The organism is Cobetia sp. 4B (genome assembly GCF_018831605.1).
GTDB lineage: Bacteria > Pseudomonadota > Gammaproteobacteria > Pseudomonadales > Halomonadaceae > Cobetia > Cobetia amphilecti.
Genome location: NZ_CP059843.1, coordinates 1,297,679 through 1,315,882, shown reverse-complemented (window position 1 = coordinate 1,315,882; position 18,204 = coordinate 1,297,679). Strand labels below are relative to the sequence as shown.

The window sequence follows — 18,204 nt, the reverse complement described above, 5'->3', positions numbered from 1 at the left end:
TGAAGCGGGGACCCCACCGAAAACGTCGAATTGCGACCTGGGCAACCAGTTTGCCGACAAGATAGCCGCCGATCACAACAAAAATAACAATCATTCCCATTTAAAATATCTACCAGCCACGCCCGAAGCCTCAGGCGCTCTGTACAACAATCCCGTGCGCGCCAGGTGATCGATGATGGCAGCCCCACCCTCTCTACAATGCAAGACACCCCGCCGGGAGAATCCCGACGGGGTGTCTTGGTCACGCCATCATGCCGTCATGCAAGTCTCATCTGAGCCATGCGTGATGATCAGCCGTGGAACGGGTTGCGCAGCACGATGGTCTCGTTGCGGTCCGGGCCAGTGGAGATGATGTCGATCGGCACGCCGACCTGCTCTTCCAGGAAGCTGATGTAAGCGCGGGCGTTGGCCGGCAGCTTGTCGACTTCGCGCACGCCGATGGTGGAATCGCTCCAGCCTGGCAGGTCCTGGTACAGCGGTTCGATGGCTTCGTAGCCTTCGGAATCCACCGGGTTGTCCAGCACGTCGCCATCCTTGCTGCGATAGCCAATGCAGACACGGATGTTCTCGAGACCATCCAGCACGTCCAGCTTGGTCAGGCAGATGCCGCTGACCGAGTTGATCTGCACGGCGTGACGCAGGGCGACGGCATCGAACCAACCGCAACGACGCGCACGACCGGTGGTGGCACCGAATTCGTGGCCACGCTCAGCCAGGTGACGGCCGAACTCATCGAACAGCTCGGTCGGGAACGGACCGGAGCCGACACGCGTGGTGTAGGCCTTGGTGATGCCCAGCACGTAGTCGAGATACAGCGGACCGACGCCGGAACCGGTGGCGGTGCCGCCGGCAGTGGTGTTGGAGCTGGTGACGTACGGGTAGGTACCGTGGTCGATGTCGAGCAGTGAGCCCTGAGCACCTTCGAAGAGGATGTTCTCGTTGGCCTTGCGCACGGAGTGGACCAGATCCACGGTGTCGCAGACCATCGGACGCAGCTCTTCGGCCATTTCCATGGCTTCGTCCAGCACCTGCTGGAAGTCGACCGGCGCTTCACCGTGATAGTGCTGCAGCACGAAGTTGTGGTAATCCAGCACTTCGCCCAGCTTGGAGGCGAAACGCTCACGGTGGAGCATGTCACCCAGACGCAGGCCACGACGCGCGACCTTGTCTTCGTAGGCCGGACCGATGCCGCGACCGGTAGTACCGATCTTGGCGACGCCACGGGCCTTCTCGCGCGCCTGGTCCAGACGCACGTGGTAGGACAGGATCAGCGGGCAGGCCGGCGACAGACGCAGGCGATCACGCACCGGCACGTCGTTGGCTTCAAGCTCACGGATTTCCTTGATCAGCGCTTCCGGAGACAGCACGACACCGTTGCCGATGACGCAGGTCTTGCCCGGGTGGAGGATGCCGGACGGGATCAGGTGGAGGACGGTCTTCTTGCCGTCCAGCACCAGGGTGTGACCCGCGTTGTGGCCACCCTGGAAACGCACGACGGCGCTGGCGGATTCGGTCAGCAGGTCGACGACCTTGCCCTTGCCTTCATCACCCCATTGGGTGCCGAGCACGACTACATTCTTGCCCATGGTTCCTATCTCTTTCGGTGAATAACCGTCGGTGAAAACCCACTCACAAGTGCAGCTGCCCTGTCGGCAGCTGCACCTCGGGACCCAGTGGCCCCAGCTGTTCTGCTATCTGTCACTCGCTGCCATCGCTCTCGGATCACCGAAGCTAAGTCATCCAAGCTCAGGCATCCAGGCTCAGCCATACAAGCTCAGGCATCGAGTGTGACGACCTGCCAGCCGCCGTCGCCATTGACCAGCTCACGATTGCAACGGTGTGCATCCGCGCCGGTGGTCTGGCCCGGCAGCGCTTCGATGACACGCTCGCCAGCGGCACGCAGCTGATCGACACACTCACGCAGCGCGCTGTCGTTGAGTGCCGGCGCCCAGATGCCGTCGCAGGCCGGAGCCTGCACGGCCAGCGAGGCCAGTTGCTTGAGGTCCATCGAGAAGCCGGTGGCAGGACGCGCACGACCGAAGGCACGTCCAGTATCGTCGTAGCGACCACCCTTGGCCAGCGCCTGACCGTAACCCGGGACGTAGGCCGCGAACACCATGCCGGTGTGATACTCGTAACCGCGCAGCTCGGCGAGATCGAAATAGAGCGTGACCTGCGGATGACGCTCGCGGACCGCGCAGCTCAGCGCCGTCAGCTGATCCAGAGCGCTGGCGACTGCCGCCGGTGCGCCGGCGAAGGCGGTACGCGCCTGGGCAAGAATCTCGTCATCACCGTGCAGGTGCGGCAGCGCCTTGAGCATGCCCGCCACTACCTTGTCACCCACCACGCGATCGATCAATGCATCGAGTGCGGAATACTGTTTGCGCTCGATGGCAGCGAACAGCTCACGCTCGTGCTCGTCATTCATGCCGGCTTCGGCGATCAAGGCACGATAGATGCCGATATGCCCCAGTGCCAGGTGCAATTCACCGGCGCCAGCCTGCTCGAGACTGGTCAGCGCCAGATGCAGGATCTCGTGGTCGGCCTCGAGGCCGGCGTGACCGAACAGCTCAGCACCGACCTGCACCGGGCTGCGACCGCCCTGGTGCTTGTCCGCCTTGGTGCGCAGCACGTTGGCGCAGTAGCACAGACGTACCGGGCCTTCGCGGTGCAGGGAGTGAGCATCCATGCGCGCCACCTGCGGGGTGACGTCGGCACTGGCGCCCATCATGCGACCGGTCATCTGGTCGGTCAGCTTGAAGGTCTGCAGATCAAGCTCTGTACCGGTGCCGGTCAGCAGCGAATCGAGAAATTCGACGGGTGGCGGCAGCACCAGGTCATAGCCGAAGCGATGATAGAGGTCGAGCAGCGCGCGGCGCAGCGCCTCCATACGGGTTGCCTGAGGGGGCAATACCTCATCCATGCCATCCGGGAGGAGCCAGCGATCTGCGATGGTCATTGCGCTATCCTGCGAGAGATTTATGACAAGGGGTGACTCGTGACGCGAGGAAATTCACCCGGCTGGCGTGCGTGACGAACGCGACGCCTGCGGGGGATTTCACCGCAGCCGACCGAGACCCGTGAAGCAAGGTCCTGCTCGACGCTTTCCTGTCGGCCTTGCGCCTGTGCATGAAAAGCGGCCACAAAAAAACCGGGCGGTGCCCGGTTGCAGGAGTCTAGCATGAATCCTTGTGGGATGAACCCCGCGAACCTCTCGAGCGAGGTTCATCCACTGCGCGGCCTCTGATGCTGCCAGAGGCCGCGCGCAACATCCCCGAAGGCGAGCCTTCGGGCTTGATGATGCTGCTTACTTGCTGCCACCCTGCGGGTCCTTGAAGAAGCGGAAGAACTCGCTGTCCGGCTGCATGACCATCATGTTGCCATCGCCCTTGAAGCTGTCGCGATAGGCCTGCAGTGAGCGGTAGAAGCGGAAGAACTCGGTATCCGCCCCGTACGCACCGGCATAGATGGCAGCGGCGGAGGCATCGCCCTCACCGCGCAGGGTCTGCGCCTGTTCTTCAGCCTGCGCGAGCAGGACGGAACGGCGACGATCGGCATTGGCCTGGATCTTCTCGGCCTGTTCCTGACCCTGGGCACGATACTCACGCGCCTCACGCTGACGCTCGGTCTTCATGCGCTCATAGACCGCCTGGGAGACTTCGTCCGGCAGGTCGATACGCTTGACGCGGATATCGAGAATCGACACCCCCAGTTCCTTGCGCATCACCTCGTCGAGCTCTTCGGTGGGCTTCTTCATCAGCGCGTCACGCTGCTCGGAGATGATCTGCACCAGTTCGAGCTTGCCGAACTCGTTACGCAGACTCTCGTCGACACGCGGCGCGATCAGGCGCTCGGCCATCTGCTCGTCGCCGGAGGTCGCTTCGTAGTAGCGCTTCGGATCGACGATCTTCCACTTGACGAAGGAGTCGACGATGACGGCCTTCTTCTCGCGGGTCAGATAACGGCTTGCCTGGGCATCCAGCGTCAACACGCGCGTATCGAAGGTACGGATCGTGTTGTAGACCGGCAGCTTGAAATGCAGACCGGGCTGGATGTTGTCTTCCACCACTTCACCAAACTTGAGCTTGATGGCGCGCTGGGTCTCATCAACCGTGTAGAGGCTGTTGCTACCAAGCCAGGCCACTACGGCCAGACCGGCGACGGCCATCAGTGAGCGATTGTTGATCATTAACGACCCTCCCGACGGATGCTGTTGCTGCTGTCAGTGCTCTGGCTGCGGCTCAGGGCATCACTCGCCTGTCGGGACACACGGTCCAGCTCGCTACGACTCATGCCACTGCTGTCTTCGGCGGCAGCACTGGACTTGTTGGCCAGCTTGTCCAACGGCAGGTACATGAGGGAGTTGCCGTTCTCGACATCCACCAGCACCTTGTTGGTCTTGCCGAGCACTTCACCCATGGTTTCCAGATACATGCGCTCGCGGATGATTTCCGGCGCCTTCTGGTACTCGGTCAGCAGGGACGTGAAGCGGTTGGCCTCACCCTGGGACTTCGCGACCACGGATTCCTTGTAACCCTCGGCTTCCTCGATGATGCGCTGCGCCTGACCCTGGGCTTCCGGGAGAATCGAGTTCTCGTAGGCCAGTGCCTGGTTGATCGTGCGCTGACGATCCTCACGCGCCTTGATGACGTCATCGAAGGAATCCTGGACCGCTGCCGGCGCAGAGGTGGACTCGACGTTGATGGTCTGCAGCGTCAGGCCGACACCGTAGTTGTCCAGATAGGACTGCAGGCGCGACTTGACGTTGCTGGCCAGCAGTTCACGACCGGAGGTCAGGATGTCGTTCATGTCGGCACTGCCGACTTCGTGACGCAGCGCAGAGTCCATGGCGTTCTCGAGACTGATCTCGGGCGCACGGACGTTGAGCAGGAAGTCACGCGGGTTGGACACCTGATACTGCACGGACATCTGGACTTCGACGATGTTCTCGTCCTGGGTCAGCATCGACTTGGTCTGGGAGAGCGAACGCACCTTGGTGACGTTGACCTCACGCACATCGTCGATGATCGGCGGATTCCAGTGCAGGCCCGGACCGACGATGTCGTTGTACTTGCCGAAACGCAGCACGACGCCACGCTCTGACTGATCGACCAGATAGAAACCGGAAGCCGCCCAGATGGCGACCAGGATGACACCGATGATACCCGGCAGTGCGAAGGCATTGGTGCTGCCACCGTTGCCGCCATTGCCACCGGCACCGCCACGACGCTTGCGGCCATTGCCGAGCATGCCGTTGAGCTTGTCCTGGAATTTCTTCAGCGCTTCGTCGAGGTCGGGCGGTCCACCATTGCCACCGCCGTTACCCCCGCCCCCCTTCTTGTCCCCGTTGCGACCACCGCCGCTCCACGGGTCATGCTGGTTGCCGCCACCCGGCTCATTCCAAGCCATACGTCGTCTCCACTCAGTCGATGTTCCGCTCGTCATTATGATGACGCCGCCCTGCCAGCTGCGACCGGTTCCGTGCCTTGAGCCTGATGGCCTCCGGCGACCGATTCTCTCGTACGGCATGGCGACGCGTCCCTTGCGGGAGAAGGCCATGGCCCTGCCCGACGGCCATCGTCCGTCGGACGGCATCCAGCCCATCCTGCTGAATGCCCGCTGCTCTGACGCGCAGGTCATGCCCTGCGCGAGGGCATCCATCGTCATTCGTGCGCGGCGATGGATGCCGGGTAGTGCTTGCCACTGCGTTGCGACAACGGTGCGCTGCTGCCTCGTGCGCCACTTCTCATCGAGTGCTGCGCAGCGCACCGGCGCAAGTCTCGCTACCAGACGGTATCAGGACTTGTGCGTGACCGACACGCGATGCTTTTCCGCGCGTTCGGCGGACAGCTCACGCTGCCAGGCTTCGCGGTCGTCATGTTCACCGCCGAGATAATCTTCAGGCGATTCACCAAGATGCGACAACAACTGCAGAAAGTCGCGTTTCTCGAGACGAATGTCCAGCAGCGCATTGCCCTGCTCGTCATATTGCTCGTCCTTGACCGCGTCCAGCTCATGCAGGCCTGCCCGCAGACGGGACTTGGCAGGCCCCAGCGTCAGCTGCATGGAGATGACGTTGTCCGACAGCAGCTCGGCGAAGGCCTGCATCAACAGATCCAGCCCCTTGCCGTCGCGTGCCGACAGCCACACCGCCAGCGGACGACCGAAGCCATCACGCTCGATGCGCGGCGCCATGTCGAGTCGGTCGATCTTGTTCATGACCAACAGACGCGGCACATCACCGGCATCGATCTCGCTCAGGACGTGATTGACCTGCTCGGTATTGCGGTCATTCTCCGGATCTGCGGCGTCGATGACATGTACCAGCAGATCCGCTTCCGCCGCTTCCTGCAGGGTCGCCTGGAAGGCTTCCACCAGCTTGTGCGGCAGATGACGAATGAAGCCGACGGTATCGGCCAGGACTGCCGGGCCGACATCCTCGAGTTCCAGACGACGCAGCGTCGGGTCCAGCGTCGCGAACAGCTGATCGGCGGCGTACACCTCGGAGGTGGTCAGCGCGTTGAACAGCGTCGACTTGCCGGCGTTGGTATAGCCGACCAGCGACAGACTCGGGATCTCGGCACGCGCACGGGCACGGCGGTTCTGATCGCGCTGCTTGTGCACCTTCTCGAGTCGCTTGTGGATCGACTTGATACGGGCCCGCAACAGGCGACGGTCAGTCTCGAGCTGGGTTTCCCCCGGGCCTCGCAGACCGATACCGCCTTTCTGACGCTCAAGGTGGGTCCAACCCCGCACCAGGCGGGTGGACATGTACTCGAGCTGTGCGAGTTCCACCTGCAGCTTGCCCTCATGGGTCCGCGCACGCTGGGCAAAGATGTCGAGAATCAGACCGGTACGGTCGATGACGCGACACTTGAGCGTGGCTTCGAGGTTACGCTGCTGGGAAGGACTCAATGAATGGTTGAAAATGACCAGCTCGGCTTCGTGCACGGCCAGGGCCTCTTGCACTTCCTCAAGCTTGCCTTCTCCGATGAACGTACGGGAGTCGGGGCGGGGCCGGCTACCCTCGATGAGGGTCGCCGGCACGGCGCCTGCCGAACGTACGAGTTCGAGGAGCTCACCGGCATCCTCGCGTTCTTTTTCGTCCCGGAAATTGACATGCACCAGGACGGCCGTTTCACCGGCTTCGGGTCGTTCGAAGAACAATCAGCGCCTCTAACTTCAGCTTTCTGTGGACGGCACGCTCGGATCCTGGGCCGGCAGGCGCACATTGCGCGACGGCACCACGGTCGAGATAGCGTGCTTGTAAACCATCTGGGAGACAGTATTGCGCAGCAGGATCACGAACTGATCGAAGGATTCGATCTGGCCCTGCAGCTTGATGCCGTTGACCAGGAAGATCGAGACCGGGATACGTTCCTTGCGCAGGATGTTCAGGTACGGGTCCTGGAGTGATTGACCTTTGGACATGTGACTCTCCGTAAAAATGTCTCGTTCGAGGTAAGTATGGTTATGTTCGCCAGCGCTCCGGGTTGCCCTCTTGAGGGGGCTTCACGGGCGCGGGTCGTGACCGCTCATGTTACGCTAAGTGCAGGTCTGGCGCACGATTTTCAAGGTTTCACTGTAAGGATCTACACCCATGGAATCCACCGGGTGAATCCCCTGCCAGCTCCGCAACCAGGTCAACTGTCGCTTGGCGAGTTGACGCGTCGCGATGATGCCGCGTTCGCGCATCTCATCCCGGCTCAGATGGCCATCGAGAAAATCCCACACCTGACGGTAGCCGACACAACGTATCGAGGGCAGGCCCGCATGCAGCTCCGGACGTGCCTTCAGCGCTTCGACCTCGGCAATGAAGCCCTGTTCCAACATCTGATCAAAACGCGTCTCGATACGTTCATGTAACACGGCTCTATCGTGGGGCGCCAGTGCGATCGCTATCGGCCGGAACGGAAGTTCCGCCTCTGGCTGCTCCGCGAGCAGCTCGCTCATCGGGCGCCCGCTGATCAGACAGACCTCCAGCGCGCGTGTCAGCCGCTGGGGGTCGGTGGCCCGAATGCGCTGTGCCGTGGCCGGATCAAGCCGCGCCAGCTGCGCATGCAGCGCCGGCAGACCCTCGGACTGGATACGCGCCTCGAGCTCCGCGCGCAGCTCGGCATCCGCCGCCGGCAGCTCCGCCACGCCTTCCAACAGACGCTTGAAATACATCATGGTGCCGCCGACCAGCAGCGGCATCTTGCCGCGGGACTGGATCTCGGCGATATGCGCCAGCGCATCGCGACGAAACTCGGCGGCGGAATAGCTCTCCAGCGGGTCGAGAAAGTCGATCAGGCGGTGTGGCGCTCGGGCCAGCTCTGCCGCGCTCGGCTTGGCCGTGCCGATATCCATGCCGCGATAGATCAGCGCCGAATCGACACTGACCAGCTCCGCGCCCTGCTCCTCATGCCAGCGAATGGCGAGGTCGGTCTTGCCGGAGGCCGTCGGCCCCATCAACAACACGACAGGCGGCTTGTCAGCCACCTCAGGCGCGTGGTGTCGGGAATCTTCAGGGGGTTGAATCTGGGTCATGGCCTATTGTCTGGGCTGGGAGGTGAATCAGGGGTGAACCGCGACGACACGGGGCGTCATCTACTGGCCACGCAGGAACAGCTTGTCGAGCTCATGCATCGAAAGCTCGGTCCAGGTCGGTCGGCCATGATTGCATTGCCCGGAGCGCTCAGTGCGCTCCATGTCACGCAGCAGGGCATTCATTTCCGGAATCGTCAGACGGCGGTTGGCGCGCACGCTGCCGCGACACGCCATGTCGGCGAGCAGTTCATTCATGTGCGCCTCCATGCGGTCACTGCGCCCATAGCGCTCGAGGTCTTCCAGCATGCCGCGCACCAGGGGTTCCACATCGGCATTGCCGAGCACGACCGGCACCTGACGCACCAGCAGCGTTTCCGGCCCGGCAGCGTCCAGCTCGACGCCCAGACGCGTGAACGCCTCGGACTCGCGCTCGAAGGTGCCCATCTCGCGCGCACTGACCGCCAGCGACACCGGCACCAGCAGCGGCTGGGCCTCCAGATGGCCGCCACCATGCACATGCTGCTTCATGCGCTCATAGGTGATGCGCTCGTGAGCGGCATGCATGTCGACCATCACCAGCCCTCGCGAGGTCTGCGACAGGATATAAACGCCATGCAACTGCGCCACGGCGTAGCCCAGCGGCGGGGTGTCATCGTCGTCACTCTGCGCCGGCAGACCACGCATCACCACTGCCGAGCTGCCTGAGACCGAACTGCCTGAGACCGAACCACCCGAGACCGAACTGCCTGAGCCCGAGCCACTAGAGACAGACGGCGCCGACAGGCCAGACACGCCGTCGCTGGAAGGCGCGCCACCGGACGGCCCACCCACCTGAGGCGTGTCGACCCGCCAGCCGGGCGCAGACTCCCCGACACCGGCCTGCGCACTCCCCTGTCCTGCGCCCTGCCCTGGCCCGTCACCCTCGCGACCACCTTCGCCCAGCGTGACACGTGGTGCACGCCGCGCCTCACGTTCGGCACTGGCGATCGCCGCCGGATCATTGGCCACGCCCGCACCGCCTGCGCCGCCACCCGGCGTCAGCAGATGATCTTCGCTGGGGTGCAGTGCCCGATAGCCGGCCATGAACTGACGCACACGCTCGGCGCTCAGGCGTTCGCTGGAGCGACCATCACCGGCAGGCGGCAACTGCGAGGAAGGCTGCCAGGGGGCCGCAGCGCCGGCAGGCGCGCTCGGCGAGACTGACGAGTCGCCCCCGGCCTGCGGACCGGCCGATGTCGATTGCTGTTCGGAGGCGGCATTTGGCTGGGCATCCTGCTCCTGACGGCCAAGACGCATGCCCTGCTGCTGCCAGCCGGGGTCCTCCTCCTTCTCCTGCCCGTCGATGCCGGTAGGCGCGGCGCTGTTGTCACCGGGGCGCACCTCGGCCAGCGCCTTGTGCAGGCTCGAGAACAGGAAGTCATGCACCAGTCGTCCGTCCCGGAAGCGCACTTCGTGCTTGGTCGGGTGAACGTTGACATCCACCACCGTCGGGTCGAGCTCCAGATAGAGCACGAACACCGGATGCCGACCATGGAACAGCACATCGCGATAGGCCTGACGCACGGCATGCGCGACCAGCCGGTCGCGCACCACGCGGCCATTGACGAAGAAATACTGCTGATCGGCCTGGGCACGCGAATGCGTCGGCAAGCCCACCCAACCGGACAGACGCAGGCCGGAGGCCTCGATATCCAGATGCAGCGCATGCTCGAGGAAGTTGCGCCCGAGCAGCGCACCGATGCGCCGCTCCACCGTCAGGGTGTCTTCACCGGCGCGCAGCTGATGCACCACCTTCTGGTTGTGACGCAGCGTCCAGCCGATGTCGTGGCGTGACAATGCCAGCCGCCGGAAGCTTTCCTCGACATGACCGAACTCGGTCTTCTCGGTGCGCATGAACTTGCGGCGCGCCGGCGTATTGAAGAACAGATCACGCACCGCGACGCTGGTGCCACGCGGATGCGGCGCCGGGGAGACGCGCGGCGCCATCTCGCGCCCTTCCGCCACCACGCGCCAGCCATTGGCCGGTTCCTCCGAGACATTCGAGAACAGCTCCAGCCGCGAGACCGAACTGATCGAAGCCAGTGCCTCGCCCCGGAAACCGAGGCTCGCCACGCCCTCGAGGTCATCCAGGCTCTCGATCTTGCTGGTCGCATGCCGTGACAGCGCCAGCGGCAGGTCTTCCTCGGTGATGCCGCAGCCGTTGTCGCGCACGCGAATCAACCGCGCACCGCCACCTTCCAGCTCCAGCTCGATGCGGGTGCTGCCGGCATCGATGGCGTTCTCGACCAGCTCCTTGACCACGGAAGCCGGCCGCTCCACGACCTCACCCGCCGCGATCTGGTTGGCGAGGCGCGGATTGAGGATACGGATCCGTCGCTCGCCAGGGCGAGCGGGCTGCATGTCGGTCAGCTCGTCAGACATCGATAGACTCCTGGATACACGAGCGAAAAATGCTGCTTCTCTGAAAACGATACTGTCCGCCGACCCAGCCACGGCAAGCAACGCATGCCGGAACTGCATCAGCGGACAGTGTCTGCGCCCCGCCAACGCAAGGCGCGGTCAGGGCGACTTCATGACGTCAGGTTCAGCTGCGCGGGATCTTGAGCAGCTGGCCCACGCGTACCGTGTCGCCACTCATGTTGTTGGCCTGCTTGAGGGCCGCCATGCTCACGTTGTGGCGCTGGGCCACTTCCGACAGCGTATCGCCACTCTTGACGCGATATTCGCCGCCGTTGCCACCGCGTGCCTGGCTGCGCTGCCATGCCAGCAGACTCGCGGGCGGCGGATTGCGCTCGAAGTGGCTCTGGATTCCCGAGAAGATCGAGCGCGCCAGCTTCTCCTGATAGGGGCCGCTGTTGAGGTTGCGCTCTTCCTGGGGGTTGGAGATGAAGCCCGTCTCCACCAGCAGCGAGGGGATATCCGGCGACTTGAGCACCACGAAGCCCGCCTGCTCCACCTGACGCTTGTGCAGGGAATTCATGCGCCCGAGGTTGGCCAGCACGCCGCTACCCGCCGCCAGCGAATCGTTGAGCGTCGCGGTCATGGTCAGGTCGAGCAAGACGCCACGCAGCATCTCATCCTTGTCATTCAGGCTGAGATTGCCATCCACGCCCCCGATCAGGTCAGCACGGTTTTCGGTGGCGGCCAGCCAGCGTGCGGTCTCGGACGTCGCCCCGCGGCTTGAGAGCGCAAAGACCGAGCTGCCGTGCGGGCGCGGGCTGTTGAAGGCATCGGCGTGAATCGAGACGAAGAAGTCCGCCTTCTGCTCACGCGCGATCTCGGTGCGCTTGCGCAGCGGAATGTAGTAATCGCTGTTGCGGGTCAGGATGGCCTTGAAGCCGGGCTGGGCATCGAACATGCGCTTGAGGCGCTTGCCGATCTTGAGCACCACATCCTTCTCTCGAGTCCCGCTGGGGCCGCTGGCGCCCGGGTCTTCCCCGCCGTGGCCAGGGTCGATCGCGATGATGATGTCACGTTTGGGATGTGCCGCCGCCTGGGTATTGACCACAGGTTCCGCCGGCTCGCCCTTCAGCTTGCGCTTGGCCGCGGCCTGTTCCTGCTCGCGGATACGAGCCTCGATGGGGTCGATGGGATTCTCGACCGCCGACTCGCCGGGGAACTCGAGATCCACCACCAGGCGATTGCCGTATTTGGCATTCGGCGCCAGCGTGAAGTCCTTGGGATTGACCGGGCGCGTCAGGTCGAGCACCACACGTAGGGCGTCCCCCTGGCGGCCGCTGCGGATCGACTTGATGGCGCTGCCTTCGAGATTCAGCGCGGCGAACTTGCGCTCGACCGCGGCACTGGCCACTTCGCTGCCGGCAAGGTCTATCACCAGACGGCGCGGATTGTCGAGGCCGAAGACCTTGGCCTTGGCGGCACTGTCGAGATCGAACACCAGCCGCGTGTGGTCCGGTGCGGTCCACAGGCGCAGGTTCTCGACCTTGGCGGCCAGCGCCTGCGGCGCCAGCATCAGACTGGCAAGCGAGCAGACGACGCCACCCGCCAGCCAGCGACGGAAGCTGCGCGCCAGACGCATACGGGGGATTTTGGACGCTATTTCAGGCATCAGACAGGATGACCCAGACAGAAAGAACATGAATGAAGATAACGAATGATCGGACACTGCGCCGCCAGACATCGCAAGCGGAAAGGCGTCATCATGCCTGAGAGGTTCGGCGCTCGGCCAGTGTTGCCAACCAACCCTCACCTCGCGGTGTCAGGGCAGTCAATTCGGCCTCGCGTCCTTCGTCGGCGACGAACAGCGTGATGCGCAGATCCGGCGTGGGCAGAAAGCCCTGACCACAGCTCGGCCACTCGATCAGCGCCAGGCTGTCGGCGGCGAGCAGATCGCGCCCCCCGATGAACTCGAGCTCTTCAGGGTCGGCGAGGCGGTAGAGGTCGAAGTGGTTGATGTGCCACTCGCCACCCTCGGCCCGTGGCAGCACGTAGGGCTCCACCAGGGTGTAGGTCGGGCTCTTGACCGCGCCCTGGTGACCATAGGCGCGCAGCACGCCGCGGGTCAGGGTCGTCTTGCCCGCCCCCAGCTCGCCCTCCAGGAACACCAGCCCGCGGCCGGCAAGGATATTTCCCAATTGAGTGCCGAAGGCAACCTGGGCGTTTTCATCAGACAGAAGTATGCGCATCTCGGGCCCGTGGATTGAGCAATAAATGCATATAGGATGCCAGATCACCCGCGAGCAGGCCACGTTCACCACGCTCCTGCACCGCCCGGTCGGCCGCCAGGGCATGCACCAGCACCCCAAGCCGCGCCGCCTGCGCCATGGCGCGCGTGACACGCCGGGCCTGCGCCGCCTCATCCTGGGAGGAACGCGGCTGGCGTGCATCGAAGCCGCCGTTGAGCGCCTGCGCCGCCAGCCCCGCGATGATGCCACCCAGCACATCGCCCATGCCGCCACTGGCCATACCCGGATTGCCATAGGGGCAGAGCGCCACCGCCGGCCCCTCGAGTACCCCCGCAGGGCTCGCCACCAGACTGCCCGCGCCCTTGAGCACCACGCTGCCGCCGAAACGCTGCTGGAGTGCTCTTGCGGCTGCGATCCGGTCGTGTTCGACGTCCGCCACACTGCAATCGAGCAAACGCGCGGCCTCGCCGGGATGCGGCGTCAGCACCCAGTCGTCGCGACGGATGATGTCGCCTTCGCTCGCGCGCCAGGCCAGCAGGCTCAGGCCATCGGCATCGACGACCAGCGGCTGCCCCGCCGCCAGCACCCGCGACATGCCGCCCCAGCCCCACAGCATGCTCTCGAGACTCTCGGTACCCATGCCGGGACCGACCAGCGTCACGCTGGCCTGTGCCAGCTGTGATTCCAGCACGGCGAAGCCATCATGACTGCTGCCCTCCGGGCCACTCTTGAGGCCGCGCGCCATGACCTCGGGGCAGCGCGTCAGGCTGGCGCTGATATGCGCGGGCGCCGTCAGCAGCGCAACCTTGCCGGCACCGGCCCGCGCCGCCGCCTCACTGGCCAGCAATACCGAGCCCCCCAGCCCCGGCCCGCCGCCGAAGACCAGCACGCTGCCGGTATCGCCCTTGTGGGCCAGCGGCGAGCGCGGCACCAGCTCAGACTCCAGCCAGCGCGGTGTCAGCCGCTGCACGGCGTCCTCTGCCAACAAGGCCGCGGTTCGCGACTGCGCGACCACCTCCGGCAACACGCGCGCCGCGCCCAGGCGCGCCAGACTGACGTGCCCGGCGTGCAGCTCGGCGCGCCCGGTGTGCAGGCCCGGCTTGTCGACCAGAAACGTCAGCGTCACATCCGCTTCCACGGCGACACCCGCGACCGCGCCCGTCGCGGCGTTCAAGCCTGAGGGCACATCCAGCGCCATGACATGCATGCCCTGCTGATGAGCGTGATTGATGCGTTCGATGGCTTCGACCACGCTGCCGCGCGGCGCATCGCGCAGGCCGATGCCGGTCAGCGCATCCACCAGCAAGGGCCAGCCCTTGAGCAGCGCATCCGCCGCCTCCTCATCGGCCTTCGGCCATGCCAGCGTCTCGACGCCAGCCTCGCGCGCCGCGATCGCGGCCAGCTGCGCATCACCGGTCAAGGCATCCTCCGGCGTCAAGGCGATGACCCGCACCTCGAAGCCCGCCAGCAATGCCAGACGCGCCAGCAGATAGCCATCGCCGCCATTGTTACCGCCGCCACACAGCACACAAAGCCTGCGCGTCTCAGGCCAACGCTGACGCAGCAGATCGAACGCCGATTGCGCGGCGCGCCCCATCAGGCGCTTCTCCACCGGCGCCTCGCTCTGACCACTGTCGGCGGCGACGGTCTCCTCCGCGAGCATCCAATGCTCGAGATCACGCAGCGCCGCCAACGGCCACAGACAGTTGACCGAACGCCACAGCGTCATGGTCGCCGAAGATGCCGGGAGGCAGGTCTGGTCAGAGGTCGATTCGTGCGCTGTCATGCCTACACTCCTTGTCTGGATATCCATTGCCTGGCTGGATGTTCGTTGCCTGTCTGGACGCTCGGTGCCTGCCTGGACGTGCGTTGCCTATCGTGAGGCATGGCGCTGCATGCCGCCTTCCTTTCTACTGCACCTTACCTGCCGTGCTCACGCCGTCAGGCAGCACGCTTGGGCTGACCGGCAAGTTGCGCTAAGGTGGCGCGCCTCTGCCCTCGATCTCGCTGGAACCCCCATGTCTGCTCCGCACTCATCCACCGCCGCCGCTTCACCTGCCGACACCGGGAGCCCCGCCGCCGATGAACAGGCCATGGCGGAACTGGCGACGCGCATCAAGACATGGGGGCGCGAGCTGGGTTTTCAGCAGGTCGGCATCACCGATGTCGACCTCTCGGCCCACGAGGCCTATCTGGAGCGCTGGCTGGCCAATGGCCATCACGGCGAGATGAACTTCATGGCCAAGCACGGCACCAAGCGCACTCGTCCTGAGGAGCTGGTGCCCGGGACACTGCGCGTCATCAGCGTGCGCCTCGATTACCTGCCGCCTGAGGTCGAGACCACTCAGGTGCTCAGCCAACCTGAACGCGCCTATGTGTCACGCTACGCGCTGGGGCGTGATTACCACAAGCTGATGCGCAAGCGACTGGCCAACCTGGCCAAGCAGATCGAGAAGGAAGTCGGCAAGTTCGGCTATCGCGCCTTCGTCGATTCCGCCCCGGTGATGGAGCGCGCCCTGGCACAGAAGGCCGGCATCGGCTGGTTCGGCAAGAACGCCATGTTGATGAATCAGCAGGCCGGCTGCCTGTTCTTTCTGGGCGAACTCTACACCGACCTGCCCCTGCCGGTGGACGCCCCCTTTGAAAAGGAACACTGCGGCAGCTGCAACGCCTGCAAGGTCGCCTGCCCGACGGATGCCATCGTCGAGGACAAGGTCGTCGATGCGCGGCGCTGCATCTCCTACCTGACCATCGAGCTCGATGGCGCCATCCCCGAGGAATTCCGTCGCCCGATGGGCAACCGCATCTACGGCTGCGATGACTGTCAGCTGTTCTGCCCCTTCACACGCTTCGCCAAGGCGACCCAGGAGACGGACTTCTCGCCGCGTCATGATCTGGATCGCATCGAGCTGATCCGCCTGTTCTGCTGGGGGGAGCAGGAATTCCTCAGCAAGACGGAAGGCAGCCCGATTCGGCGCATCGGCTACGAGAAGTGGCTCTCCAACATCGCCATCGGGCTGGGCAACGCGCCCTGGTCGGAGCAGGTCGAGCATGTGCTGCGCGCCCGTCTGGCCTACCCCAGCGAGCCACTGCGCGAGCATGTGCGCTGGGCGCTGAAGGAGCAGGCCATCAAGCGCGGCGCCCGTCTGGCCACCGCGCTTTGAGAGCCGTTGCCTCGTGGGCTATCGATTTGAGTTGAGGAGCGATACTTAGACGATGCCCTGCTGGGTCAGCTTGAGGAAGGTCTTGCGGTAATGCGCAAGCTCCGCCAGTGACTCACGGATATCGTCCATCGCCTGGTGGGTCGCACGCTTCTTGAAGCCGTCGAGCGCGGCCGGATTCCAGCGCTTGGCCAGCTCCTTCAGGGTCGAGACATCGATATTGCGGTAGTGGAAGAATTCTTCCAGCAACGGCATCTCGTGCTGCAGGAAGCGGCGGTCCTGATGCACGCTGTTGCCACACATCGGCGAGGCGCCTGCCGCCACGTGCCGGGCCAGGAACTCGAGGGTCTGGCGTTCGGCTTCGGCGGTATCTATCTGACTTTCCTTGACGCGTTTCACCAGCCCGGATTCACCATGGGTGCGCGTGTTCCACTCATCCATCGCCTCCAGCAGGCTGTCCGGCTGATGCACGGCCAGCACCGGGCCTTCGGCGATCAGGTTGAGGTCGCCGTCGGTGACCAGCGTGGCCACCTCGATGATGCGCTCACGCGCCGGGTCGAGACCGGTCATTTCCAGGTCGATCCAGATGAGGCGGTCGGCCTGCGCGGTGGGATTTGCCATGGGTCACTCCTTGCTGAGCAGATGATGGAATGGCGCGGGACGCCAGTCGATGACAGCAGTATCACACGCCATCCCGGGGCGTCGCACGACACCCGAGGGCGCAAAGGGTACAATCGCGCCGCAAATGGGGGAAGACTCTCCCATCCCTGGCGAACGAACGGCGACCGGAGTCACCAGCCAAGCATGAGTAAACGCAAGCTAAGCCGCCAGCAGCAATGGCGAATCGAGAAGGTGCAGGCCGAGCGTACCAAGCGCGCCGAGAAGCGCGAGACGCAGGACCGCGACAAGCTCGACGCCGGCGAATATGGCCCGGAGCAGCATGGCCGTGTCATCGCCCACTACGGGCGCAGCCTGGAAGTCGAGAGCGAATCCGGCAGCCTGCACCGCTGCCACCTGCGCGCCAACCTCGAGACGCTGGTCACCGGTGACCGGGTCATCTGGCGCGAAGCCAGCGATGCCAGCGGCGTCGTCGTCGCGCGTGGCGCACGCACCACCGAGCTTGAACGCCCCGACATGCGCGGCGTGCTCAAGCCGGTGGCGGCCAACATCGACCAGATCCTGATCGTGTTCGCCGCCGAACCCGCCCCGCAGCCCAACCTGATCGACCGCTATCTGATCGCCGCGGAAGCCACCGGCATCACGCCGGTGCTGGTGCTCAACAAGGTCGACCTGCTGCCGGAAAGCGGCGGTGAGCTGCGCGACCTGCTGGCGCGCTATGAAGCGCTCGGCTACGAAGTCGTCGCCTGCACCACGCGTGGCGAGTCGGGGCTTGACGCCCTCAAGGCCCAGCTCAGCGACCGCACCTCGGTCTTCGTCGGCCAGAGTGGCGTCGGCAAGTCATCCCTGATCGGCATGCTGCTGCCCAGGGAAGAGGTTCGTGTCGGCCCGCTGTCAACCGAATCACGCCAAGGCATGCACACCACCACCACCGCCTGGCTCTATCACATGCCGGATGGCGGTGACCTGATCGACTCGCCTGGCATTCGTGAATTCGGCCTGGTACACCTGACTCCCGAGCAGGTCACCGACGGCTTCCGCGAGTTCCACGACTATCTCGGCTATTGCCGCTTCCGCGACTGCAAGCATGAGAAGGAGCCGGGCTGCGCCCTGCTTCAGGCCGTGGACAACGGTGAGATCGGCCGCGTGCGCTTCGAGAGCTACAAGAAGATTCTGCTCTCGCTGACCGAGAGCTGATCAGGCGCTATCAAAAGCCGTCAACAAAAAGCCCCGCCAGGCAGTCACTGCCT

Annotated in this window: 14 protein-coding genes; 2 read left to right on the top strand and 12 right to left on the bottom strand. The window is 64.4% G+C overall.

Features of this window, described 5'->3' with window-relative positions; all coding sequences use genetic code 11:
* Window positions 1-290 precede the first annotated feature (290 nt).
* From H2O77_RS05620 to H2O77_RS05565, 11 genes are all read right to left on the bottom strand, one after another.
* A complete protein-coding gene (locus tag H2O77_RS05620; RefSeq protein ID WP_043335209.1) occupies window positions 291-1,586 on the bottom strand; it encodes an adenylosuccinate synthase in 1,296 nt (431 codons plus the stop codon).
* 188 nt (window positions 1,587-1,774) lie between these two features.
* Entirely contained in the window at window positions 1,775-2,959 is a 1,185-nt protein-coding gene (locus H2O77_RS05615) for an ATP phosphoribosyltransferase regulatory subunit (protein ID WP_131431591.1), read from the bottom strand.
* Between the two features lie 348 nt (window positions 2,960-3,307).
* Window positions 3,308-4,189 carry a protease modulator HflC gene (gene hflC / locus H2O77_RS05610; RefSeq protein WP_043335206.1) on the bottom strand — a complete coding sequence of 294 codons (882 nt, stop codon included), beginning with the start codon at window positions 4,187-4,189 and terminating at the stop codon, window positions 3,308-3,310.
* On the bottom strand, window positions 4,189-5,409 hold the full coding sequence (gene hflK, locus H2O77_RS05605; protein WP_043335204.1) for an FtsH protease activity modulator HflK: 1,221 nt from the start codon (window positions 5,407-5,409) through the stop codon (window positions 4,189-4,191). The genes hflC and hflK overlap by 1 nt, the downstream gene beginning before the upstream one ends.
* Window positions 5,410-5,796: 387 nt before the next feature.
* Complete coding sequence (gene hflX, locus H2O77_RS05600; protein ID WP_052384759.1) at window positions 5,797-7,167, bottom strand: ribosome rescue GTPase HflX; 1,371 nt, start codon at window positions 7,165-7,167, stop codon at window positions 5,797-5,799.
* Window positions 7,168-7,182: 15 nt separating this feature from the next.
* Window positions 7,183-7,431, bottom strand: a complete 249-nt coding sequence (gene hfq, locus H2O77_RS05595) for an RNA chaperone Hfq (protein ID WP_043335203.1) — start codon at window positions 7,429-7,431, stop codon at window positions 7,183-7,185.
* Window positions 7,432-7,545: 114 nt separating this feature from the next.
* A complete protein-coding gene (gene miaA / locus H2O77_RS05590; RefSeq protein ID WP_082388890.1) occupies window positions 7,546-8,529 on the bottom strand; it encodes a tRNA (adenosine(37)-N6)-dimethylallyltransferase MiaA in 984 nt (327 codons plus the stop codon).
* Between the two features lie 60 nt (window positions 8,530-8,589).
* On the bottom strand, window positions 8,590-10,950 hold the full coding sequence (mutL, locus tag H2O77_RS17855; protein ID WP_240548724.1) for a DNA mismatch repair endonuclease MutL: 2,361 nt from the start codon (window positions 10,948-10,950) through the stop codon (window positions 8,590-8,592).
* 163 nt (window positions 10,951-11,113) lie between these two features.
* Window positions 11,114-12,568, bottom strand: a complete 1,455-nt coding sequence (locus tag H2O77_RS05575; RefSeq protein WP_215824125.1) for an N-acetylmuramoyl-L-alanine amidase — start codon at window positions 12,566-12,568, stop codon at window positions 11,114-11,116.
* Between the two features lie 121 nt (window positions 12,569-12,689).
* Window positions 12,690-13,175 (bottom strand): tRNA (adenosine(37)-N6)-threonylcarbamoyltransferase complex ATPase subunit type 1 TsaE, encoded by a 486-nt coding sequence (gene tsaE / locus H2O77_RS05570; protein WP_043335197.1) that lies wholly within the window; start codon window positions 13,173-13,175, stop codon window positions 12,690-12,692.
* Window positions 13,156-14,961, bottom strand: coding sequence for an NAD(P)H-hydrate dehydratase (locus H2O77_RS05565; protein WP_215824124.1), 1,806 nt, complete (start codon window positions 14,959-14,961; stop codon window positions 13,156-13,158). The genes tsaE and H2O77_RS05565 overlap by 20 nt, the downstream gene beginning before the upstream one ends.
* A gap of 307 nt (window positions 14,962-15,268) precedes the next feature.
* On the opposite strand from H2O77_RS05565, the gene queG reads away from it, so the two are divergent.
* Complete coding sequence (queG, locus tag H2O77_RS05560; RefSeq protein ID WP_225996436.1) at window positions 15,269-16,339, top strand: tRNA epoxyqueuosine(34) reductase QueG; 1,071 nt, start codon at window positions 15,269-15,271, stop codon at window positions 16,337-16,339.
* Between the two features lie 45 nt (window positions 16,340-16,384).
* Here the strand turns inward: queG and orn are convergent, their stop codons facing one another.
* Entirely contained in the window at window positions 16,385-16,957 is a 573-nt protein-coding gene (orn, locus tag H2O77_RS05555) for an oligoribonuclease (protein ID WP_107335235.1), read from the bottom strand.
* A gap of 183 nt (window positions 16,958-17,140) precedes the next feature.
* On the opposite strand from orn, the gene rsgA reads away from it, so the two are divergent.
* Window positions 17,141-18,151 (top strand): small ribosomal subunit biogenesis GTPase RsgA, encoded by a 1,011-nt coding sequence (gene rsgA, locus H2O77_RS05550; protein WP_215824123.1) that lies wholly within the window; start codon window positions 17,141-17,143, stop codon window positions 18,149-18,151.
* Window positions 18,152-18,204 lie beyond the last annotated feature (53 nt).